Origin of the sequence: Chryseobacterium tructae, assembly GCF_030409875.1 — a bacterium.
GTDB classification, from domain to species: Bacteria; Bacteroidota; Bacteroidia; order Flavobacteriales; family Weeksellaceae; genus Chryseobacterium; species Chryseobacterium tructae.
This window is the reverse complement of record NZ_JAUFQR010000001.1, coordinates 1419470-1442792: the sequence shown is the minus strand read 5'-3', so window position 1 is coordinate 1442792 and position 23323 is coordinate 1419470. Positions and strand designations below refer to the sequence as shown.

Genomic DNA, 23323 nt, shown 5'->3' with positions numbered 1-23323 from the left:
ATGAAAACTCTTGCCATTGGATTGATGTCCGGAACAAGTCTGGACGGTTTAGATATCTGTCTTGCTGAATTTGAAAAAAAGGACAAATGGCATTTTCAGATTCTGAAAGCAGAAACCCTTCCCTATTCTACGGAGTGGGAAAATAAGCTTAAAAATTCCATTCATTTCTCCGTAACAGACCTATTGGAACTTCATGCTGATTACGGTTTTTATCTTGGACAAAAGACTAAGGAATTTATTGAAAGACATCAGCTTGCCAATATTGATTTGATTGCATCTCATGGCCACACCGTTTTTCATCAACCTCAAAGAAAATTTACTCTTCAGATCGGAGATGGCAAAGCCATTAAAATAGAAACAGGCGTACCGGTACTCTATGATTTCAGAAGCCAGGATGTTCTCATGAAAGGAAATGGCGCTCCTCTAGTTCCTATAGGTGACCAACTTCTTTTTTCCGAATATGATGCATGTCTTAATCTGGGAGGATTTTCAAATATATCTCTGGTATCGGAAGGTAAAAGAATTGCTTTTGATATTGCTCCTGTTAATATTATTCTTAATCACTTAGCACAACAACTTAATACAAGTTTCGATGAAAATGGGGATTTGGCAAGAAAAGGAGAAATTAATATAAGTTTACTTAATGAACTTAATTCTTTAGATTTTTACCAACAGTCTCACCCAAAATCATTGGGGGCAGAATGGTGTCATCAATATATATTTCCAACCCTGGATGGTATAGCTTCTCTGGATGCATTAGCTACCTTTACAGAGCATATTGCCCAGCAAATCTCAACGGTGATCAATCAATACAAGCTAAAGGATATTTTGGTGACCGGCGGTGGCGCTTATAATATTTTTCTCATTGAAAAAATAAAAGCAAAAACGAAGTCTGAGGTTATTATTCCTCAACAGGAAATCATCGAATATAAGGAGGCGTTAATCTTTGCGTTCATGGGAGTTTTAAAAATGAACAATGAGATCAATGTTCTTTCTTCAGCTACAGGAAGTATTGCTGATCATAGCTCAGGAACCATTGCCTAAATTAAGTTTATATCCTTCTTTTTTACAATTCATAAAATTAGGCTAAGCTATAAGGGTGACTGAAAATTTGTATTTTTAACTCATTCCTAGAACGAGAAAAAATGGCAGCAGTCACAAAAATTAAAACGTATCACTTTCTCCCTTGTAAATATGGTCTGGAGCTGTTATTAGATATAGGACGTATCGAAACATTGAATAATTATGTCTTAGATAATACATTACATCAACTTAGTTTTTACGAAATTATTTTCATCGAAGAAGGAGCCGGAACTTTTACATTAGACGAAAATAAGATATCAATAGCCCCACAAACTATTATTTTTACAAGTCCCGGGCAAGTTCGATGTTGGGAAATTCAAGAAAAAGTTAAGGGTTATATTTTATTCTTTGAAAAAGATTTTCTTCACCTTTTTTTCTCGGATGAATTATTCTTGTATCGCTTTCAATACTTCCATCAGTATTCAAGTCCTACCAAAATTCAGTTATCAGAGGTACAATTTGGAAGATGCAGGGATCTTTTATATGAAATACAGGAAGAATTCGGGCAGCTTCAAAATGACAGCAATCATTTGATCAGATCGTTTCTCTATCAGTTACTGGTCATTCTCAACCGGTATTATGCAAGTGTTTACAATGTTCAAAGAGACACCTCTATTCATTCTGATTTTTATAGATTCCGATCTTTACTGGAAAAAAAATTTGTGAATGATCGAAGCGTTGAAGCTTATTCAAAAATGCTGAATATCAGCCCGGGATTCCTTAATAAAATCTGCAGACAGTTTAGTGGGTTATCTGCTCAGCAAATGATCCATTACAAATTGATTTCAGAAATAAAAAAACAGCTTTATCAAAATAAATCAGCGAAAGAGATTTCTTATGATTTCGGTTTTTCAGATCCTTCTAATTTTAATCGTTTCTTTAAAAAGCTTACAGGCATTACTCCGCAACAATACAGAAAGAATATATAAGAGATCATTTTAAAGAGAAAATGACCTTTTTATAAAGCAAGAGTGTTCCTAATTTTACATAAAAAAGGAATATGACAAAATACACATTTAGTTTTCTCCTGTTTTTAATGAGTATTGGCTTAATACAGGCGGAAGAATTATACATTAATCCTCAGACGGGTAATGACTCCAATACAGGAACAAAGATACAACCATTAAAGACTATTTTAGAAGCGGCAAAACGGGTCAATTTAAACAAAGCTCCGGAAGCTACCACAATTATCCTTTCAGAAGGAGTGCACCTGTTGACGCAAACTGTTGTATTCAACAATGACAAGTATACTCTTAAAAACCGTCTTGTCATTCGTGCGGATGTCATGCCTGATGATACCGATTGGACTCCTCAAAAAATGCCGGTTGTAGTAACGGCTACTCCCCTTGAGCCAGGTATAGGCGGACAAGAAGCAAGAGGTATACAACCAGAGGTAAGCCATGTCACTATTGAAGGTCTTCGTTTTAGTGGAAGCCCGGATTATTCTTACATAGATGGTAGCAACCTGCGCCGTTCTTATCCTATCTGGCGCGATGGAAAAAACCTGGATGATCTGCTCGTAACACAATGCCTGTTTGCCGGAAATGCAGACGTACTGCCATTACATGTGGGCGTGATAGCCAATGGTTATGGTCTGGTTATCGATCATTGTGTCTTCTTCAACTGTAAAATTCCTGTTGTTTTTTGGAAAAATGATGGTGGAACCGGCAGCCGGAGTGCCATGCGTTATTCTCTGGTATATGGCGGCTATTTCTGTGGTGTTTGGACAACACAAGGAACTAATGGAGAGGAATTTGACTTTCATCATAATATCATAGCCAACACGAATACGATATGGATTAGGGAAAAAGGCAGTACACGCAAATATAAAGCTTCCGATAGTATTTTCGCTGACTACACCAAACTCGCCGGATACGGAAGTGGTCCGTTAAGTGATAGTGATGCCACTTCAACAGATTTCCTGGAAATGAAAAATGTACGGACAACCGGGAGTATAAAAATTGAAAAAGATCAAAGTAAACGCAATTATCTGCAATTAGCAGAAGGTTCCATCGGATCTAATTTAAAAGCCGGGTTGTTTAAAAAGAATCAGTAGTAGATAAAAAAACCTTCAATAATGAAGGTTTTTTATGTATTATTTGTAGGCTTCGATCTTATCTGTCAATGTATTGATAAAGTTCTGTAATGGCTTTTCTACCATCATTTTGATGAATGGGTTGAATTTTCCTTCAAACAACATCTGAACTTCAGTCTGGTTTTCATTGATAGGGTTTAAAGTAGCTGTTAATGAAAAATCAAGGCTTGAGCTTGCAGATTTCAATATGGCTTTTTGATCGTTTACCTCATCTATTTTCAGTGCAATTTCAGGCATTCCTTGTAATCCGAATTTAAAACCATTATCTTTTGTTTCAAATTTCTGAAGACCATCCGGCATGAAATCTTTGTAATTTTCAGGAGTTTTCAGCAATTCACTTAACTCCTTAGATGATTTATTGACAATAATTTTTCGTCCTTCTAAATTCATTGTTTTATTCTGTATTTAAATTCCTATAAAGATAAGGTTCTTTACATTTACGATAACAACAAAATTATGAAAAAAATCCACAAAGACGTTATCCAAAGCATACTTTTAAAAGCGAAAGGCTAAACCTGAAAAGAGAATGCTTCTCTATAAATAAAACTATTAAGAAATAATGTTATTGTAAACTAAACCAAACAATTGTTCGCACTCAGAAAATAAAGCGTGTCAATTGGTTTATTTTGTTGCTATAATTTGATATATTTGCGTATAAATTATGGTAAAAAGTGCAGTAAAAGCATATTGTTTTTTCGCCTTTTGAAACCATATTCACCTAAGGATCAATACTAACTATAAATATCTAAGATGTATAAAGTTTTTGTGAACGAAAAAAAATTATTGATATCTAAACATCCCGAAGAGCTTGAAAAAAAATTGGGGTATGAAAGTTTCACGACTTTAGAGATTGCATTAGATCTTTTAGAGAATACTTCTGTAAACGAACTTAATGTTTATGGAGAGAATATTGACGAAATCTGGCAGGAATTTCAAAAACTGTTTAGAATCATAGAAGCAGCCGGAGGGCTTGTTCTTAAACCTGAAGGTGAAATGCTTTTCATCAGAAGGTTAGGAAAATGGGATCTTCCAAAGGGAAAAATGGAGAAAGGAGAATCCAGAGAAGAATCTGCGGTAAGAGAAATTGAAGAAGAAACTGGGTTAAGGGATGTAGAGCTGGTACAGTTTATCAATACCACTTATCATATTTACATCGAAAGAAACGGCGAGAAAATCCTGAAATGTACCCATTGGTTGAAATGAATTTCAGTGGTGAAGATACTTCAAAGCCACAGATTGAAGAAGGAATTACTGAAGTTGCCTGGAAAAACATCCCTCAGATTGAAGATGAAGTTTTCCCAAGCACATTCAAAAATATTCAGCTTATTGTAAAAGAATATTGGGCTTTAAAGGCTAAATAAAATCGATTACCTTTTCCAGTGCGATTCCTCTAGATCCTTTCAATAGTATATTTTCTGACTGAATTTTATGTTGTTTCAGGTATTCAGTCAGCTCAGTTGTATTTTCAAAGGCAAGATCTGATGAATTGACTCCTTTAAAATGTTTTCCAACAGTAATAATGGTATCAAATCCAAGCATTTTAGCTAATTCTAAGATGTTTTGATGCTCTTTCACACTCTCATCCCCCAATTCTAGCATATCACCAATGATAATCGTTTTACGACCCTCAAACGTGATAAAGTTATGTAATGAAGCGGTCATCGAACTTGGATTAGCATTGTATGTATCGAGCACCAATGTTTTGTTCTCTTTTTTCACCACCTGCGATCGCATATTAGTAGGTGTATATTGCTCTACTGCATGCTTTATTTTTTCAAAGCTGATTCCAAAATGAAGCCCAAGACTTGCCGCTGCACAAAGATTGGTAAAGTTATACTCCCCGGTAAGTTTAGATACCGTCTTTTCTCCTTTATACATTAAACCCACAAAATGATCTTCTGAGAAGGATTCAAAAGTATAATCCGACTCTCCTTTTCCAAACGTGATCTTAGGAGAATAATTTTCAGTTTTTTCAACCTGAACAGGATCATTTTCATTAACGATAATGGTCTGATGATTTTCTTTAAGATAATCGTATAGTTCAGATTTTCCTTTAATCACTCCTTCAAAACCGCCAAAACCTTCCAAATGCGCTTTCCCAAAATTGGTAATATATCCGAAATCAGGTTGTGAAATGGTACAAAGGAATTCTATTTCTTTCTGATGATTGGCTCCCATCTCAATAACAGCCATTTCGTGCTCAGGTTTGATGGAAAGAATCGTTAACGGAACTCCAATATGATTATTCAGATTTCCATAGGTGTACTGAACATTAAACTTTTCTGAAAGGACAGCATGAATAAGCTCCTTTGTTGTTGTCTTGCCATTGCTTCCTGTAAGACCAATAAAAGGAATATTAAGATGGCTTCTATGGTAGATGGCTAATTGCTGCAGGAATTCAAGAGTAGACGGGACATAGAAAATATTCTTATCCTTATTTTCAAATTCGGACTGTTCAACAATGACAGCCAGCGCACCTTCGTCAATGGCTTTTTCTGCTAACGTTGCCGCATTAAAATTATCACCGGAAAAGGCAAAAAAGATATCATTTCTGGCTATTTTTCGGCTATCGATTGTTACTTTATCAGCCTGTAAAAATAAAGGATAAAACTGTTCTATATTCATGTGGAAATATATATTTTTTTTCAAATGGATCACTATGTAATCGTTAAATCCGGCTCAGTATTTTCAGAATTTTTTACTGAAGCGATTTCATAGTCCAAAAATAAAAAACCTTCCGAAAATCCGGAAGGTTTTTTAAAAGTATTTTGATAAATATTATCTTCTTGTTCTGCTCTTGTCGTTTGTTCTGGCATCCTGTGCAACACGGAACCCAACCCAACCAAAAGCTCTACCTTGGTTTTTATATCTTCTCTGTCCCGGATCCAACCAGTATGCAGTATCTTGCCAAGAACCTCCTTTTACAACTCTTACTTCGTTAGAGATCGTTGAAGTTCTGTCTTTAGCATCTTTTTGCATTTTCACTCTACCGCCTGCATCTACAACGAATCTCTGACGAGGAGCATTGTACATATCAAACCCTGCAGCTGAATCTGATTCTCTTCTGTATTCTAAAGAAGATTGTTTATCACCATCTCTATAGTTTCTGTAATCAGCAATTGTTTCTCTTTCGAATTGTCCTGGAAGTCCTTTGTATACTAATCTACCATCAGATAATGTATCATACTTGATTGTTCCTTCGTCAATCATTTTGTAAGTTCCGTCACCGTTTCTTACGATTGCCTGAGGCATGTTTCCTCTGTAGTAGTTGAAATCGTTATAATCTTCATCGATGATAGGTCTGTAAACATCAGCAGTCCATTCTGCAACGTTACCATACATACCATAGATTCCAAGGTCGTTAGACGGATATTGTCTTACATCTGAAGTTTGTGCAGATCCATCGTTCTTCCATCCGGCGATACCAGAATAATCTCCTTTACCCATTTTAAAGTTTTCAAGGAACATTCCTCTATCTCTTCCTTTGGTACCTCTTAATCTTTCGATTTCAGGTTTTTTACCTAGGTATTGGTTATATTCTCTAGTTTTTGCCATCCCTAATGCTGCGTATTCCCATTCAACTTCAGTAGGAAGTCTGAATTTCTGAACCATTGCTCCATTAGGTGCTCTGTTTGCAGCTAGCAATCTTTGGTTGGTAGTTTTCATACCAGCTTTCTGCTGCATTCTTTTTTCGTTGATATAGCCTTGCATTTCAGGATCATTCGCTTTGAATTTATCCATGTTGAATGCAGTACCACCCTGGTTATTGGATTCGTTGATATACATATCCTTAGCAATGATACCAGCTTGCATTAAAGCTTTTTCATTAGCTCTGTCTGTCAACCATTCACAGTATCTGTTTGCCTGAGTCCAAGAAACTCCTACTACCGGATAGTAATCGAATTCCGGAGAACGAAGGTAGGTTCATTATAATCGTTTCTAGATAATTTGTTGTCCCATAATAAGGTATCCGGTAAAGCACCGTTATAGATCTCCTTAAAGCTAGGATCACTTGGAGGGAATACATACTTCAACCATGTAAGGTATTCGCGGTATTCGTAGTTAGTAATTTCTGTTTCTCCGATAAAGAATGAACTCACCTGCATTCTGCGTGGTGTGTTATTCCAATCGTGCATAACATCATCTTTCACTAATCCCATTGTAAAAGTTCCACCTTCTACATATACCATTCCCGGCCAACCCTTCTGCTTCTGTTGCTTTCCTGCAAAAAACCAACCCTGTTTTTCGTTTGGTTTCCAACCCGTTTTACTGACAAATTTTTTGGTACCGCCACCTTTGCTGGTTCCTGATCCGCCACAGCTGGTTAATGCAAGTGTAGAACTTAATGCTATTAATGAAAACAACTTTAGTTTTTTCATAGTCGATATAAATATTTTCAAGAGTACAAAGAAAAAATAAATTATTCAATAAATCAAATAAAGATTTGATTTTTTTGAACAACGATAACAAATTAATTTTATTGTATTACAATTTAATTCTAAAATTTTCATTTATTTTGTAATTTAGCAATTTCAATAATAAACATGAGACGAAAAATCACGCTTTTATCTTTAATCGCTTTTGCATCAACACTTTACGCTCAAAGAAACACCATAGAATGGAATGGTTCTAAAATTCAAGATTTTGGCGACACAAAATTAAATCTTCCTAATTTTAAAAATGAAGGTTTTTCTTTCAGCCAAAATAATGTTTTTATAGTAACAAAGCAAAAAATCGGAGAGAGGGAGCTAAAAATTTCTGACCTTGCCTGGGACGGAGTTTCCAATCAGGATTTATATGAACTAAACAAGGGAAGCCTTCCCGATCATGACATTGCAGAGGTAACCTATTATACCTTGGATGGAGAAAGATATGCAAGTATCAGTGTAGGGTTATTTAAATATACCAATGGACGTGTTCAGCGATTATCTTCGTTTAATGTTTCTGAGACTTCTACTCCTATCAATACTTTTAAAAGTGTCAATAAAATAGGAACTACGGGCAATCCTCTTGCCAGCGGAAGCTTTTACAAAATAAAGGTAGACAAATCCGGGGTCTTTAAAATTACAGCTCAGTTTCTAAGAGATAATGGAATTAACCCTTCTTCTGTCAATCCAAAAAATATGAGGATCTATGGAAATGGAGGAGTTATGCTTCCTGAATTCAATCAGGATGCACGATACAGTTCTTTACAGGAAAATGCTATACAGGTAGTAGGTGAAGATGACGGAGTATGGAATGATAACGACTATGCTTTATTCTATGCACAGGGTCCTAATGGATACAACCTTTATGATACCAACAATGGAAATGGTTTCAAAAGAAAAGAGTCAAGAACAGATACAAGCAATAACCTTAAAAATATATATGATGATTTTTCCTATTACTATATCAATTTTGATAAAGGGACAGGAAAAAGAGTAGGTACTGTAGATGGAAATTTACCTGCCCAAATGATTAGCAGGTATGACAACTATCAAGTGATCAACAATGATCAGAAAAATTTATTAAAAGTAGGTAGGATATGGGTAGAAGATGCTCCTTTCAGTACTGAAAAGGTAATTACCCTTACTACTAATTCTCCTATGCAGCCTACTGATGTCATAAAATACAGATCACAGGTAATAGGATACAGATCACAGCAAAACTCTATTGATATTAAGATCAATGATCTTAATCCGTTTCATGATAGTGTTCCTACTGATGAGGCAACGTATCAGTACAATTTCTATCCGATGAGATATAACGGGGTTATTACCAATCAGACTGGAAATCAAATTGTATTAAAATATAATCCGGATATTTCTAAAAACCCTAATGGGGCATTCTACTTTGATTACGTTGAAGTACAGTATAAAGAGAATCTTTCTTTCAATGGCAGTCAAATGAATTTCAGAGATTTTTCTATTGCCAGTGGAAGTAATACAGAGTATGGCTTCAGTATTTCCAATGCATCTTCTATAGAACAGGTATGGGATGTTACAGATATTACCAATGCTAACAGAAGGGTGAATAAAGCTGGTGCAGGCTCTTTCAATTTTGCCTATACAGCTGCTGATCAGAATTTCAATAATGAATTTGTAGCTTTCCGTGCTGATGCTGCTTTTACGCCTCAATTTGTAGGAAGAATTGCAAATCAGAATCTTTCTGCCATCAACAATATAGATTATCTTATTCTTACTGTACCTGAATTGATGGGGCAAGCACAAAGACTCGCCAATTATCATCAGACAAAAAACAATTATAAAGTAGAAATTGTAGATGTTAATAAGGTCTATGAAGAATTCGGAAGCGGAAGTAAAGATCTTACTGCAGTTAGAGATTTTGTTACAAAATTAAATACTCCTCAGGGCAGACTTAAATATGTATTCATATTAGGGGATACTTCTTATGATTATAAGAATAGGGTTCCCAACAATAACAATATTGTTACCTCTTATCAAAGTGAGCATTCAGCAGATTATATACAATCCTTCGTTACGGATGACTATATTGTTATGACTCAACCCCAAAATGCGCCTAATATCATATACAATCTACCAGATTTGCCTGTGGGAAGAATTCCTGCGACCAATAATACGGAGGCAGCCAACATGATAGATAAAACTCTGGCTTATTACAATGCTCTTCCGGGGCAATCTAGCCCTTTTGGAGACTGGAGAATGAAGCTAGATTTTGTGGTGGATGACAACGCAGAAGGTGATGGTCCTTTCCATGATGTCATGAACAAATCATTGGTCAATATATTTGAACAACCGGGTGTACAGACTCTGAAAGAATACAATGTAAGAAAACTGTATCAGGATGCCTTTACGGTACAAAGTACAGCAGCAGGCCCAAGATATCCACAAGTGAATCAAGCGATCTCTAATAGTATTGGGAATAGTTTGTATTTGTTCTATTTTGGACATGGGGGAATCAACGGCTGGGCTCAGGAAAGAGTCTTAACTACCACTGAGATTCAGAATTCTAATAATTTTTCTAACGTATACAGCAGATTCCCATTAGTATCTACAATAACTTGTGAATTTACACTTTGGGATGAGCCTGCTACCAATTCTGCAGGTGAGCAGTTTATGAAACTAAAACAGGGAGGTCCTGCAACCATGATTACTTCCAGCCGTGCCATAAGTATTGATTATGGACGTAATTTCACCGATACTTTTACCAAAAATATTTTTAAATTAACGAGTGATGATTTTAATACTTTAGGGTATTCTCATTTAAACGCGAAAAAAGAAACAGGAGTTAATCCAAACCATTTTAGAGTAAATGTACTGGGAGATCCGGCGATGAAACTGAGCAGACCACAAAGATTATTAGCCATTGATAACATTGAAACACCTGTTCCGGGATTAATCAGAGGTCTCGATTTTGTTAAAATAAAAGGACATATCAATAATCCTAACGGAACTTTGAATAGCACCTTCAACGGCAGAGTTTCTATTAATATTTTTGATAAAAGATTAAATAAAAAAACACTCAACAACAACAATTGGTCATTCCCTGTACTCAATTATACTGAGGAAGGAAGCGCTATCGTAAAAGCTTCCGGAACAGCAGTAAACGGAGTTTTCACTGCAGAATTCTATGTACCGAAAGATATCAATTATGCTGTGGGTGAAGGAAGAATACTTGGATATGCAGACAATAAGGTAACTGATGTATTCAATAACCAGTCTGTACAGGTTGGGGACATCAATCCTAATGGTATTAATGACAATCAGCCACCAAAAGTGAAACTGTATATGAACAATACCAATTTTGCCGATGGCGGGATCACCAATCAAAATCCAATGCTTTTGGCATGTCTTACGGATGATACAGGAATAAACTCTACAGGATCAGGTGTAGGTCATGATATTACCGTATACTTAGACGGTCAGGTAATCAATACTGTTATCCTTAATGATTTTTATGCTCCGGGAGAGGGAAATGGATGTTTAAATCCAAGTCTTGCTGAGTATCAAAAAGGAAATGTCACCTATCCTTTCAGAAACCTTGCCATCGGACAACACCAATTAACATTTAAAGTTTGGGATATAAACAATAATTCGTCTACTGCTACGTTAAATTTTGAAGTTAAGGATGAAGCAGACCAGCATCTGACGATCAACCGTCCGTTGAACTGGCCTAATCCATTCACCAATAAAACATATGTTCAGTTTGAACACAATTGTGATGATATCCTGGATGTGAATGTACAGATCTATACCATAACGGGAAGATTGGTAAAAACGCTATCTCAGGCAGTAGTAGCAGAGCCATTTTTGCAAGGCTTCAGAACTCCTCGCCAGGCTATAGAATGGGATGGTAGAGATGATTTTGGAGCTACTGTAGCAAAAGGTACATATATTTTTAAGATATTTGCAAAAAGTCAAAACCAAGAAAAATGCAAAGGAAGCGCTACTGCTGTGGAAAAAATGGTACTTTTGAAATAATTATATAACACATAGATAATAAAATTAATAAAAAACTGATAATATATAAAAGACAACATATGAATTTAACTACTAAACTGCTTTTAGGACTTGGGTTAAGTGCTGGTTTCTGGGATATTCACAAATAAATCCCGTACTTACCGGAGCTCCTTTCCTGAGAATTGCACCAGATGCAAGATCAGGAGGTATGGGAGATCAAGGGGTAGTAACCTCTCCTGATGCATTTTCACAATTCTGGAATGCAGCTAAATATCCTTTTAGCAGAACAAGTTCTTCCATAGGTCTTACCTATACACCCTATATGGGAAAACTTACCAATGATGTATTCTTATTATATGGAGCATTCCATAAATTTCTTGGGCAGGATGAAAGATCTACTATTTCTGCAAGTATCTACTACTTCAATATGGGAGAGGTAGACCTTACTCAGTTAGTAGGTAATGATGTTACTTCAAATGGGGTATCAAAACCTAATGAATTCTCCATTGACGTTGCTTATGGTCTTAAACTTTCCGACTCCTACTCTATGGCTGTAACCGGTAGATTTATCCGTTCAGACTTAGCCGGAGGATTCAATACAGATAATACTCTTAAAGCAGCAAACTCTTTTGCTGTTGATATTTCAGCATACTATACTTCTGAGAGATTTTCAAGTTTTGGAGGCTATGATGGTAAATTGAATGCCGGTCTTGCTATACAAAACCTAGGTCCTAAACTGGACTATACCGGAAATGAGGAATCCAGATCTTATCTTCCTACTATGGCAAGATTAGGGATTGGATACGATATGTATTTAGATGACTTAAACAGAGTTGGAATTTCTGTAGAAGGTTCAAAACTTTTAGTACCGGGATCTGAATATACTGGAGTAGATGCTTACAGAAGACCTAAATATGAAATTCCAAATGTTGGCCCAATAGCTGGTATCGGAAAATCATTTAAAAATCCAAACAGTATTATGTATAGTGGTGCTTTGGAATACTCTTATGACAATGCTTTCTCTGTAAGAGGAGGTTATTTCCATGAAAGTGAAGAGCAAGGAGCAAGACAATTTGCTACTGCTGGTATCGGATTAAAGTACCGTTCTTTTGGACTGGATCTTTCTTACCTGATCAATATGTCTAAAGTGAACACTGCATTGGATAACACCCTTCGTTTTGGTCTTACCTGGAACATTGGTGAAGAAACATCCAACAATGAACGTTAGTCAATTTCAACAATTATACAAAAAGCCTCACCTTATTCGCGTGAGGCTTTTTTATTCCATCTACTTTTGATCATCAATCCGCTGTGCTCGTCAATTTCAACCATTTAACCATTCACTTTGCAAAGCAAAAATTGACGATTGACAATCCTCGTATCCCCGTTCCTGATATTTTCCCCGACTTTATTAAAAAAATATAATATTTAAGTTTACAAAAGTCTTTCTTTTATGGCTATTCTTTTAAATTCAATAGCTATTTTTGTAGTATGAACTATTCGGCGGAACTAAAAAAATTTGTGACCAGTCAATATCTGTATTCTGCAATCAGAATTACATTGGCCACTGTTCTCCCTTGTTTAGTTCTTGCTCACTTCGGAATTCTAAAAGAATACTTCCTCTTCCCTCTCGGAACCAGTTTGTAGCCCTGACTGATCAGCCTGGGCCTTTTATAAGAAGAAGAAATGCATTGGCATTCGCTATTTGCTGCTTTGTCTTTGTGGCATTGATAGCAAGTCTGGTGATGGACTTTAAAATATTTGTTCTTCTGGAGATCATTGTCTTTGGAATGTTCTTCTCTTTAATTGGAGTATATGGTCAACGACTGGCAGCAGTAGGCTCATTATCGCTGGTGGTACTTGCCATCTTCATTGACGGACATCTTACAGGAGCTGATATTTTTAAAAGCTTACTGATATTTGCCTGCGGATGTATCTGGTTTCTATTGATATTCCTTGTGGTTACAACCATCCGTCCTTACAAACTGGCCGGTCAGATGATTGGAGAAAACTACCTTCAATTGGCAGAATTTTTAAAGATTAAAGCTAATTATTACCAGAAGAATCCGGATTTCGACAAACTTACGACTCAGGTTATTGCCAAGCAGATTGAAATAAAAAACCTGCAGGAAGATACCCGAGAAACGGTTTTTAAAACCAGAACCATCGTCAATGAATCTACGACGACTAGCCGTTTATTGATGTTGATGTTTCTTAATTCTATGGATCTTCATGAAAAGCTGATGACTTCTGAAAGTGATTATCAGAAACTACAGCAAAGCTTTGAAGACAGTATGATTCTGGTACACATCCATGATTATCTTAATCTTTAGCAGAAGAGATTACCAATGTTGGGATCGCTCTCCAAAGCGGTACAAGAGCAAAACCTATGTTTAATCTTGAATTGGAATTAAAGAATCTTAATTATAATTACTTCGAACTTAGAAATAAACAACTATCTCCTGACAGTTTAGAGAACTTCATGGTTCTGCGTCAGATCCTGATGCGCATCAATGAAATCACCAAGGAGATCAATGAGATTTATAAAGTATTTTCACAGGATGTAAAGTTGGCAAAAAGTTTATCCACGGGATTAGACTTAAAGAAGTTCATGCCTAATGAACCAAAACTTAACTCTAAGGTTTTAAGAAATAATATTTCATTATCCTCTTCGCATTTCCGCCATGCCATAAGAATTACCACGGCCTTGTTGGTAGGATATCTTTTTTCCATGTTTGATTTTCTGGGATTAGGGCATACCTATTGGATCTTAATTACCATCACCGCTATATTAAAACCTGCCTACTCCATTACCAAGCAGAGAAATCTCCTTCGTCTCTATGGAACCGTTACAGGAGCAACAATTGCCTATATTATATTGCATTTTATACATATCAATAGTGTCTTACTTGCCATTCTCCTGATCAGTATGATTATGTGTTTCAGTTTCCTGAAAGGAAAGTATTTTTGGGCAGTCCTCTTTATGACAATTTATATTTTTCTGAGTTTTAATTTTTTAAATCCCGGAAAAGTAGATGTTATTTTTAAAGACAGAGTTGTAGATACTGCTATTGCCGGGATTATAGCATTTGCCGTCTCTTATATTGTATTGCCTGTTTGGGAACATACACAGAACCTGGATCTGATGAAAAAATCTGCTGCGGATAACCTTATCTATTTCCAGAGTGTAATGTCTAAGTTCCTGCAGGGAAATTTCGATATTGAAGATTATAAAGTAAAACGAAAAAATGCCATCATTTCATTGGCTAACCTTTCGGATAATTTCCAGCGAATGATTTCGGATCCTAAAAACCAACAGAAAAAATTAGAGGTCGTCCATCAGTTTGTAGCAACATCACATCTTATTACGGCTTATACCGCTTCTCTTTCTCAATACTCTAAAAATAACGAGCAATATCCTGAAATTGATGCAGAAAGCTGGAGCCGAAAAATAGAGGCAGAAATGCAGCAAACCTCAACTCTATTAAACGGAAACGACATCACCGAAACGCTTAGAATGGAAAGCCGTTTAGAGCCTGAAGATTCGTCTATTGAGGATATGCTGATGAAAAGAAAAACCGAGATTGAGGAAAATGATATTGTTGATCGAAGAGATCCTGATAAAATTTCGCATTTAACAGAGCTGAAAAACATCCACGATATTCTGGAACTGATTTATGATGTTGCCAAAGAACAACGAAAGGTCATCGAAAAATACAGAGCTGAAAAAGTAGAAGAATCATAATACTTCATCTTTTCGTTTCTTGTCTTACGGCAATCTGATTTTTGACGAATTATAATATCTTAGTTAAAAATCAACCATGGAAAATCTGCCGCTTACTCTTTCATTATTTTTTGGACTCATCACCTTGGCCACACTGCTGTTGTTTTGCTGGGCAGTCAAAAATTCTGATTCACAGGGCATACGATCCAGGGCAGGAATAATTTTTCTTATCCTGCTTGGCTGGCTACTCATTCAGGCCGCTTTATCTTTGAATGGGATATATAGTGATCATCTAAATTCTATTCCACCCAAAATTGTATTGTTAGGCATCCTTCCAACAATTTTCGTCATAGTCCTTATTTTTAATCTGGAAAAAGGGAAACTCTTTATAGACAGCCTTTCGCTTTTGCATATCACTTATCTTAATATCATAAGAATTTTTGTGGAAATAACCTTACATAAGCTATTCCTATACAAAATGATACCGGAGATCATGACATTTAAGGGGATCAACTTTGATATTCTGATAGGGATTTCAGCTCCATTCATTGCATATTATGGAATTAGAATGTCGAAAATAAGTAGAAAATTAATCTTGGTATGGAATATCATAGGTCTTGCCCTGCTTTTCAATATCGTAACAATAGCTTTCCTTTCAGCTCCATCACCATTACAAAAGATAGCATTTAATCAGCCTAATATTGCCATACTGTATTTTCCATTTAGCTGGCTTCCTACTTTTATTGTTCCTGTTGTCTTTTTTGGACATTTGGTGTCAATACGGCAGCTGCTAAAGCAACAATAGATTATTCCTCAACAATGGTAAAGCAGTAGTCATCAAAAAATTCTACTCTGGCTTTAAATTCATCTGAGAACTGCTCGTCATATACACGACAGCTGATCTTATGAAGGTGTTTCAGCTCAAAAGGTTTTACCTCGTAATTTTTCTTTAGAGACCAGTATTTGGAATGATGAATCTTATACATGCTTTCTTTTACGCTCCAGATAATGGTGTAAAAAGTATCAGCTTTATCTTCAGGAATAAACCCTCTTTCATTTTCATAGGTAAATTTATCAATGACCCTTAAAATCTTAGGATTGAATTTTTCAATGTCTATTCCTATTTTATTTTTAGAAATAGCAATAGCTGCAAAAGGGTAAGAATGGGTAATGGAAATCTCTGCGTCGTATGGAGAAAGAAAAGGTTCTCTTTCTTTGTATAAAATCTTAGAATCCGGTTTTAAGCCTTTCAGAAGCTTGCGAACCATCAGTACTTCCAAGAGCTTTTTAGGATGGTAATCCTTTACTTTTTCTGCATTTTCCGGTTCCAGAAGTTCATTGATATCAAGTTCTTCACTTTCATCATACTTCCAAACAAGGATTGTAGCATTATCATCTGAAAAATCGCGGTAAAGGGGCATTCTTTTTTTATTCGACAAAAATAAGGAAAAAGTTGGAAGATGAGAGCTGGAAGATGGAAGTTTCTATCTGTCAATAACAATAAATGTAAGCTTATTTAGAAAATCTATTCAAAAGCAGATTCTCTATTGAGCTTAACAACCAGAACCTCCTGCTTCCCTCTTCCAGCATCCTTCTTATTTATTTTGCCTGATGATTCGCATCATTTCTATGCTCTACAATTTCCAGATTGGCATCTACAAAATAAGCGCTTCCGAATCCGTTCACATAAGATCCTTTTGTAGGTTGTAAAGCAATTAAGATAAAATCACCCATCTCCGAAATGATATCCACTACTTTTCCGTGAGTTTCTTTTAGTTTTACAACAACATTATTCCATGTTTCTGAGTCTCTTTCAATCTGAGAAGTAGTTGCTTCTATCGTTAAACGTTCACGGGCATAGATCTGTTTCGTAGCCGATTCGTCTTCTATAAACATGATTGAAGTTTTTCTTCCTTCAGAAAGGTTTTTAGTATGTCTTGCCATAAAAGAAACAAGAATATAAAATACATTATCCACCTGTACAAAAGGTGCATAACTGGAATTGGGAGTTCCTTCTGCATCTACAGTAGCAAGAATTACACTTTTAGATCTTTCAATCAGCTCCTTTACTTTAGGCGCAACAGGTTTTGCTTTTTTCTCTGTATGAGTCGTATTCATAATATAGTATTTATCAGTTAAAAGTAGTTATTTATATTAAGACTAAATAATTTTAAATCATGTTTAATCTCATGAAACTGAAATTGATCTGCCGTTTTTTTATCTTAATTATAAATTGTAATTTTGCCTTTCGTTATCAATTGAATTTAAATTTATTCATTACATATGAGTACAACAACACAATACGTTCCTTATAAAGTTAAGGATATCTCCCTTGCAGAATGGGGAAGAAAAGAAATCACCCTTGCAGAAGCAGAAATGCCAGGTTTGATGGCTATCCGTGAAGAATACGGTCCATCTCAACCGCTTAAAGGAGCAAGAATCGCTGGATGTCTTCACATGACGATCCAAACGGCTGTGCTTATCGAGACATTAGTAGCTTTAGGAGCTGAAGTTACTTGGTCATCTTGTAATATTTTCTCTACACAGGATCACGCTGCTGCGGCTATTGCTGCTGCTGGAATTCCTGTTTACGCTTGGAAAGGTTTAAATGAAGAAGACTTTGACTGGTGTATTGAGCAGACTTTATTCTTTGGTGAAGACAGGAAGCCATTGAACATGATCCTTGATGATGGTGGAGATTTAACCAACATGGTTTTTGATAAATACCCTGAATTTACAAAAGATATCAAAGGTCTTTCTGAAGAAACAACTACCGGAGTACACAGATTGTACGAAAGAATGAAAAACGGAACTTTAGTAATGCCGGCTATCAACGTAAACGACTCTGTAACTAAATCTAAATTCGACAACAAATACGGATGTAAAGAATCTGCAGTAGATGCTGTAAGAAGAGCTACTGACGTAATGTTGGCAGGAAAAAGAGTGGTAGTTTGCGGATACGGAGACGTAGGTAAAGGTACTGCTGCTTCTTTCAGAGGAGCTGGTTCTATCGTTACAGTTACTGAGATTGACCCAATCTGTGCGCTTCAAGCTGCAATGGACGGTTATGAAGTAAAAAGATTAGATACTGTGGTAGATAACGCAGATATCATCATCACTACAACAGGTAACTTCAACATCGTAAGAGGTGAGCACTTCCTTAAGATGAAAGATAAAGCGATCGTTTGTAACATTGGTCACTTCGATAACGAAATCGATATGGCTTGGTTAAACGAAAACTATGGCTCTACTAAATCTGAAGTGAAGCCTCAGGTAGATATCTATACCATCGAAGGAAAAGAAGTTATCATCCTTGCAGAAGGAAGATTGGTAAACCTTGGATGTGCTACAGGTCACCCAAGTTTCGTAATGTCTAACTCTTTCTCTAACCAAACTTTGGCTCAGATCGAGTTATGGAACAATTCTGCGGCATACGGAAACGAAGTATATATGCTGCCTAAGCACTTAGATGAAAAAGTAGCAGCTTTACACCTTAAGAAATTAAGCGTAGAACTTGAAACTCTTTCTACTGAACAAGCTGAGTATATCGGAGTAGATGTGAAGGGGCCATTCAAGCCTGAATACTACAGATACTAAGATTCTAAAATATGATATTATCCCACTATTTCAAAATAGTGGGATTTTTTGTTTCCCAACCTCGAGGCATTCTTTATTTTTGAAAAATAAAAAAATAACATGAAAAAATACTTATTTCTGGGAATCATGGGTGCAGTTGCATCCTTTACTAACAGCTGCAGTAGTGATGATAATGATTCTCCCAAAAAATTATTATTGAGTAAGGCAACAATCAATTATTATGATTACTCTCCTAATCCTATTCCTGAGGACATCATATACGCATACAATAATAATGGAGAAGTTATAAAAATTGAATCAAGATTTAGTACTACCACTTTTGAATACAGCAATGGAAAGATTGTAAAAAGTAAATATTATGCTAAAGAACAAAAGTTAGAATCTAATTCTGTCTATAATTACAATGGAGATCAGTTGGTGAATGTTCAATATATCACCCCCAATTCGGCCGATAAATCAACTATGACTTACGGCTACGATGTCAACGGCAAAATGATATCTTCTACTCATTGTGAATCTGCAGACTGTGATTACCCAACAACCTTTTCTATAACGTATAATGGAGACAATGTTTCTTCAGAAACCAGCACTTTTGCATTGGGAGGAAGTTCCCATAAAAGTGAATTTACCTATGACAATAAGCTAAGCCCTTACACCAATCTCAATAAATATTTGAGAATAACCATGGGAGGAGCATATGGCATCAGTGTGAATAATTATACAACTGAAAAAATCAGCAATAAAGATAGTGCCGGCAATTGGAAACAGGGACAATTTATTACTTACAAGATCCAATACAATAGCTCTCAACTTCCTGTTCAGATTATCGGAACAGAAGCCAATGGAAAAAAATATGTTCAATACGATTACGAATATATTTCTCAATAAAAGCAATCATAAAAACTCTCCAATTTGGGGAGTTTATTATTTTTGAAGCTAATTCCCGCTATACGCTCATACTCCTCACACCTGAACTAACCCTTCTCCTGTTCCGGGGTAACCGCTACTATGGGGCTAGGAGAAGTTGGTAAAAGTAATTTCGCACACAAAGGTTCTTTACTTTAAAACATGATTTAGTCCCAGCAAATTGAAATAAAAGAGCTTTTTATTTCTAAAACACTAATGCATTCTTTACTTTTGAGAAATTTTTTAATAAAACATGAAAAAATACTTATTTCTTGGGATGATGAGCGCAGTTCTATCCTTCAATAGCTGTAGCAGTAATGATGATAATGAACCTACTGGAAAGAAATATTACTAAGCAAAGTTACTACAACTTACGCTGACCCTATTGTAAGTTACCTAAATGGTACACTAACAATGGAATATAATAATCAGGGACAGCTTGTAAAAATACACTCCAAAGAAGGAGTCTCTACTTTTGAATACAATAATGGAAAGCCTGTAAAATCCAATAATTATAATCCACAACAGCAGCTAGAAAGCTATGCCGAGTTTAATTACTCCGGAGATCGATTAGTAGGCAACAAGATGGTGTATACAAATTCTGAGAATAACAGAACCCATCAATACACTTATAACTCTCTTGGTCAGCTTGCTTCTTACTCCATCTGCAAATCTCCCAATTGTTCTGATCCTTCTATAGAAACCTATACATATAATGGGGATAATATATCATTACGTACTCTTAAAAATGAAGGAATGGTAAACGAGTACACTTACGATAATAACTTAAACCCATATACGTATACCAATAAATATTTAAAGATTTTCTGGGGTACAAATGATGTTTTAAGTAAAAATAACTGCATGGTAGACAAAAGCAGTTCAAACCTCACTGGAAATGAAATCACCATATACAGCTTAGAATACAATAGTTCCGGATTTCCCATTAAGGCTATAGGTAAAAGTAAAAATGGAGAACCTTTTGTTCAATATGATTACGAGTATATTACCCTGTAAATACCCATAAAAGCTCTCCAATATTGGAGAGCTTTCTTTATACGCTGAGTGCAAAATAAACATTATTACTTTGTATACTATATTCCGGCTATAAAACATGATTTAATCCCAGTATTTTGAAATAATAAAGCTTTCTATGTTAAAACCTCATTGCATTTTTTATTTTTGCCAAAAATTTAAAATTACATGAAAAACTACTTATTCCTGGGGATGATGAGCACTGTTGTATTCTTTAGCAGCTGCAGCAGTAATGATGATAATGAAACTAAAAATGAGCCTACAGGAAAAACATTATTGTTAAGTAAAGTTACGACAACCTACTATGACGATCCGTCTAAACCTAAAACCGTTATCAAAAGCTTCGAATACAATAGCCAGGGGGAACTTATCAAACAATTATCTGCAGGAAAAGCCATTACTTTTGAATATAGTAACGGTAAACCCATAAAAGCGAATTATTATAATGCCCAACAACAGCTGGATTTCTATTCCAATTTTTATTATACAGGGAGTCAGCTTAATAAAATCAAAAATGTTTACTCAAATCAGTCTGGGAGCAGAACGATAAATTATGCTTATAATTCCAATGGTCAGCTTTCCTCTTCTACTCTTTGCAAAACAGAAGATTGTTCCAACTCCAATACGACTTCTTATACTTATTCCGGAGACAATATCTCAGTAGGAACCACATTAGGAACATCTGCTTTCGATATGAGCAATAGGTCTGAATATTCATATGACAATAAATTGAACCCATACACCAACATCAATAAGTATCTGAAAATAATGATGGGAGAAATAACTGCTTTAAGTAAGAACAATTACTTGATCAACAAAGACAGTTTCCTGTTCAATGGCAGTTGGACACCAAGTGAGACAACTACTTTTACCATTCAATACAACAATTCCGGATTTCCAGTTAAGGCAACAGGAATAGGCAGTGACGGAAATCTTTCCGTACAATACGACTACGAATATATCTCACAATAAGATAAAGAAGCCCCCCGAATACCGGAGGGCTTTTTATTTTTAACTCCTGTCTAGTCCTGAAATAGCGATACACAAAAAAAACAAATCGTTATGGAAGAACAATTAAAATCACAGTACATCAAACGTACGCAGAAAGATTACAGTTTAAGTTTAAAACTTCAAATAGTAAAAGAAGTTGAATCCGGCGAGTCAACTATTACCAGTTGTCGCAAAAAATATGGCATACAATCCCATGCTACAGTTTTGAATTGGCTCAGAAAATATGGTAACTTTGATTGGGAAAACCAAAGACCTTATGCCATGGAAAAAACACCTGAACAACGAATTATGGAACTAGAAGCCGAAGTAAGACTTCTTGAAAAGCAAAAAGCTTTCTTGGAAAAGCAGGCTTATATTGCTGATAAAAAAGCTATATTTTTTGATATGATGATTGATCTTGCAGAGAAAGAATATCACATTGATATTCGAAAAAACTCACCACCCGAACAATCGATGACTTCCGCAGTAAAGAAAAAGAAACTTTGATTTTTACTTGTGGATTGTTAGGGTTAAATAGACAAATCTATTATAGAAGTATCAAGCGTACAAAAGTTTGTAAGAATAGGGCTTCAGAGGTTGTAAAGCTGGTAGAGAGTATTCGTGTTAAAATGCCCAGATTAGGAGGCAGGAAACTATATTTTATGTTACAAAAATCACTAAGTTCTATCAAAGTGGGAAGAGATAAATTTTTTGATATCCTAAGAGCCAATCACTTATTGATTGCTCCCAGGAAAAATTATCATGTTACTACCAACTCCCATCATCGCTTCAGAAAGCACAAAAATTTGATTCTGGACTATCAGATAACAAAACCCAACCAGGTTTGGGTTGCCGATATTACTTATATAGGAGACAGAAGAAATCCAAGCTATTTAAGCTTAATAACTGACGCTTATTCTAAGAAAAATAGTGGGGACATTTTTGTAGCAGATAATTTAAATACAGAGAGTAGTCTTATGGCATTGAAAAGAGCTTTAAAGAAACATAAAGGTATGGCGGGATCCTTAATCCATCATTCTGATCGTGGCTTACAATACTGCTCGAATGAATACCAGAACGTTTTGCAAAAGCATCAATTAAAATGTAGTATGACACAAAATTCCGATCCTTATGAAAATGCAGTAGCGGAGAGAGTGAATGGCATTTTAAAGCACGAATTTAATATTGACAGGCATCATATAAACCATGCTTTAAGAAGAAAGTTAGTAGAGGAATCCATCGAAATTTACAATGAGCTGCGTCCTCATTTTTCAAATTACTATCTAACCCCAAACCAGATGCATAAGCAGTCAGAAATTAAAATGAGAACTTATAAAAATAAAAACCAAAGCAAAAAAAACTTTGCTCTGGTTTAATTATTTATTTTTGTCCTATAATCTGTATCAGATTTTCAGGACTAGTCATCCCATTCACATCCCCATTATCATTCCGTATTTTACCCATATTTTTTTA

General features: G+C 35.6%; 19 protein-coding genes and 2 pseudogenes. 16 read left to right on the top strand and 5 right to left on the bottom strand.

Annotation, left to right across the window (positions count from 1 at the left end):
* From QWZ06_RS07005 to QWZ06_RS06995, 3 genes are all read left to right on the top strand, one after another.
* Window positions 1–1044, top strand: coding sequence for an anhydro-N-acetylmuramic acid kinase (locus tag QWZ06_RS07005; protein WP_290296748.1), 1044 nt, complete (start codon window positions 1–3; stop codon window positions 1042–1044).
* A 101-nt stretch (window positions 1045–1145) separates the two neighbouring features.
* A complete protein-coding gene (locus QWZ06_RS07000; RefSeq protein WP_290296746.1) occupies window positions 1146–2012 on the top strand; it encodes an AraC family transcriptional regulator in 867 nt (288 codons plus the stop codon).
* 71 nt (window positions 2013–2083) lie between these two features.
* Window positions 2084–3139, top strand: coding sequence for a hypothetical protein (locus QWZ06_RS06995; protein WP_290296744.1), 1056 nt, complete (start codon window positions 2084–2086; stop codon window positions 3137–3139).
* Window positions 3140–3178: 39 nt separating this feature from the next.
* Here QWZ06_RS06995 and QWZ06_RS06990 read toward each other — a convergent pair whose 3' ends face one another.
* Window positions 3179–3568 (bottom strand): SRPBCC family protein, encoded by a 390-nt coding sequence (locus tag QWZ06_RS06990; RefSeq protein WP_290296742.1) that lies wholly within the window; start codon window positions 3566–3568, stop codon window positions 3179–3181.
* Window positions 3569–3928: 360 nt separating this feature from the next.
* On the opposite strand from QWZ06_RS06990, the gene QWZ06_RS06985 reads away from it, so the two are divergent.
* Both QWZ06_RS06985 and QWZ06_RS06980 read left to right on the top strand, forming a co-directional pair.
* On the top strand, window positions 3929–4381 hold the full coding sequence (locus QWZ06_RS06985; RefSeq protein WP_290296740.1) for an NUDIX hydrolase: 453 nt from the start codon (window positions 3929–3931) through the stop codon (window positions 4379–4381).
* Window positions 4360–4539 carry an NUDIX hydrolase gene (locus tag QWZ06_RS06980; protein WP_290296738.1) on the top strand — a complete coding sequence of 60 codons (180 nt, stop codon included), beginning with the start codon at window positions 4360–4362 and terminating at the stop codon, window positions 4537–4539. Before QWZ06_RS06985 ends, QWZ06_RS06980 begins: the two co-directional genes overlap by 22 nt.
* Here the strand turns inward: QWZ06_RS06980 and QWZ06_RS06975 are convergent.
* Both QWZ06_RS06975 and gldJ read right to left on the bottom strand, forming a co-directional pair.
* The gene (locus tag QWZ06_RS06975) at window positions 4532–5803 is read right to left on the bottom strand and encodes a UDP-N-acetylmuramoyl-tripeptide--D-alanyl-D-alanine ligase (protein WP_290296736.1); all 1272 of its coding nucleotides are present in this window, start codon (window positions 5801–5803) and stop codon (window positions 4532–4534) included. The genes QWZ06_RS06980 and QWZ06_RS06975 overlap by 8 nt on opposite strands.
* Window positions 5804–5956: 153 nt before the next feature.
* Window positions 5957–7557 (bottom strand): annotated as a pseudogene (gene gldJ / locus QWZ06_RS06970) (gliding motility lipoprotein GldJ).
* A 165-nt stretch (window positions 7558–7722) separates the two neighbouring features.
* Between gldJ and porU the strand changes: the two are divergent.
* The 5 genes and pseudogenes from porU to QWZ06_RS06950 all read left to right on the top strand — a co-directional run bounded on the left by porU (window position 7723) and on the right by QWZ06_RS06950 (window position 16127).
* Entirely contained in the window at window positions 7723–11619 is a 3897-nt protein-coding gene (porU, locus tag QWZ06_RS06965) for a type IX secretion system sortase PorU (RefSeq protein ID WP_290296734.1), read from the top strand.
* Between the two features lie 59 nt (window positions 11620–11678).
* Window positions 11679–12826 (top strand): annotated as a pseudogene (porV, locus tag QWZ06_RS06960) (type IX secretion system outer membrane channel protein PorV).
* Window positions 12827–13289: 463 nt separating this feature from the next.
* Window positions 13290–13931: an FUSC family membrane protein gene (locus QWZ06_RS27735; RefSeq protein WP_353959942.1), complete on the top strand. Its 642-nt coding sequence runs from the start codon at window positions 13290–13292 to the stop codon at window positions 13929–13931.
* Window positions 13932–13987: 56 nt separating this feature from the next.
* Complete coding sequence (locus QWZ06_RS27730; RefSeq protein WP_353959941.1) at window positions 13988–15343, top strand: FUSC family protein; 1356 nt, start codon at window positions 13988–13990, stop codon at window positions 15341–15343.
* Window positions 15344–15419: 76 nt separating this feature from the next.
* The gene (locus QWZ06_RS06950) at window positions 15420–16127 is read left to right on the top strand and encodes a DUF8737 domain-containing protein (protein WP_290296731.1); all 708 of its coding nucleotides are present in this window, start codon (window positions 15420–15422) and stop codon (window positions 16125–16127) included.
* A gap of 1 nt (window position 16128) precedes the next feature.
* Here the strand turns inward: QWZ06_RS06950 and QWZ06_RS06945 are convergent, their stop codons facing one another.
* Together QWZ06_RS06945 and QWZ06_RS06940 are read right to left on the bottom strand one after the other, a co-directional pair.
* Window positions 16129–16743: a 4'-phosphopantetheinyl transferase family protein gene (locus QWZ06_RS06945; RefSeq protein WP_290296730.1), complete on the bottom strand. Its 615-nt coding sequence runs from the start codon at window positions 16741–16743 to the stop codon at window positions 16129–16131.
* Window positions 16744–16921: 178 nt separating this feature from the next.
* The gene (locus QWZ06_RS06940) at window positions 16922–17440 is read right to left on the bottom strand and encodes a pyridoxamine 5'-phosphate oxidase family protein (RefSeq protein ID WP_290296728.1); all 519 of its coding nucleotides are present in this window, start codon (window positions 17438–17440) and stop codon (window positions 16922–16924) included.
* Window positions 17441–17605: 165 nt separating this feature from the next.
* Between QWZ06_RS06940 and ahcY the strand changes: the two genes are divergently transcribed.
* From ahcY to QWZ06_RS06910, 6 genes are all read left to right on the top strand, one after another.
* A complete protein-coding gene (gene ahcY / locus QWZ06_RS06935; RefSeq protein ID WP_290296726.1) occupies window positions 17606–18919 on the top strand; it encodes an adenosylhomocysteinase in 1314 nt (437 codons plus the stop codon).
* Window positions 18920–19018: 99 nt separating this feature from the next.
* Window positions 19019–19807: a hypothetical protein gene (locus QWZ06_RS06930; protein ID WP_290296724.1), complete on the top strand. Its 789-nt coding sequence runs from the start codon at window positions 19019–19021 to the stop codon at window positions 19805–19807.
* Window positions 19808–20239: 432 nt separating this feature from the next.
* Complete coding sequence (locus tag QWZ06_RS06925; RefSeq protein ID WP_290296723.1) at window positions 20240–20842, top strand: hypothetical protein; 603 nt, start codon at window positions 20240–20242, stop codon at window positions 20840–20842.
* A 186-nt stretch (window positions 20843–21028) separates the two neighbouring features.
* Window positions 21029–21832 (top strand): hypothetical protein, encoded by an 804-nt coding sequence (locus QWZ06_RS06920; protein ID WP_290296721.1) that lies wholly within the window; start codon window positions 21029–21031, stop codon window positions 21830–21832.
* A gap of 90 nt (window positions 21833–21922) precedes the next feature.
* Complete coding sequence (locus tag QWZ06_RS06915) at window positions 21923–22357, top strand: transposase (RefSeq protein WP_290296720.1); 435 nt, start codon at window positions 21923–21925, stop codon at window positions 22355–22357.
* Window positions 22354–23226 carry an IS3 family transposase gene (locus QWZ06_RS06910; RefSeq protein ID WP_353959940.1) on the top strand — a complete coding sequence of 291 codons (873 nt, stop codon included), beginning with the start codon at window positions 22354–22356 and terminating at the stop codon, window positions 23224–23226. Before QWZ06_RS06915 ends, QWZ06_RS06910 begins: the two co-directional genes overlap by 4 nt.
* Window positions 23227–23323: the final 97 nt, after the last annotated feature.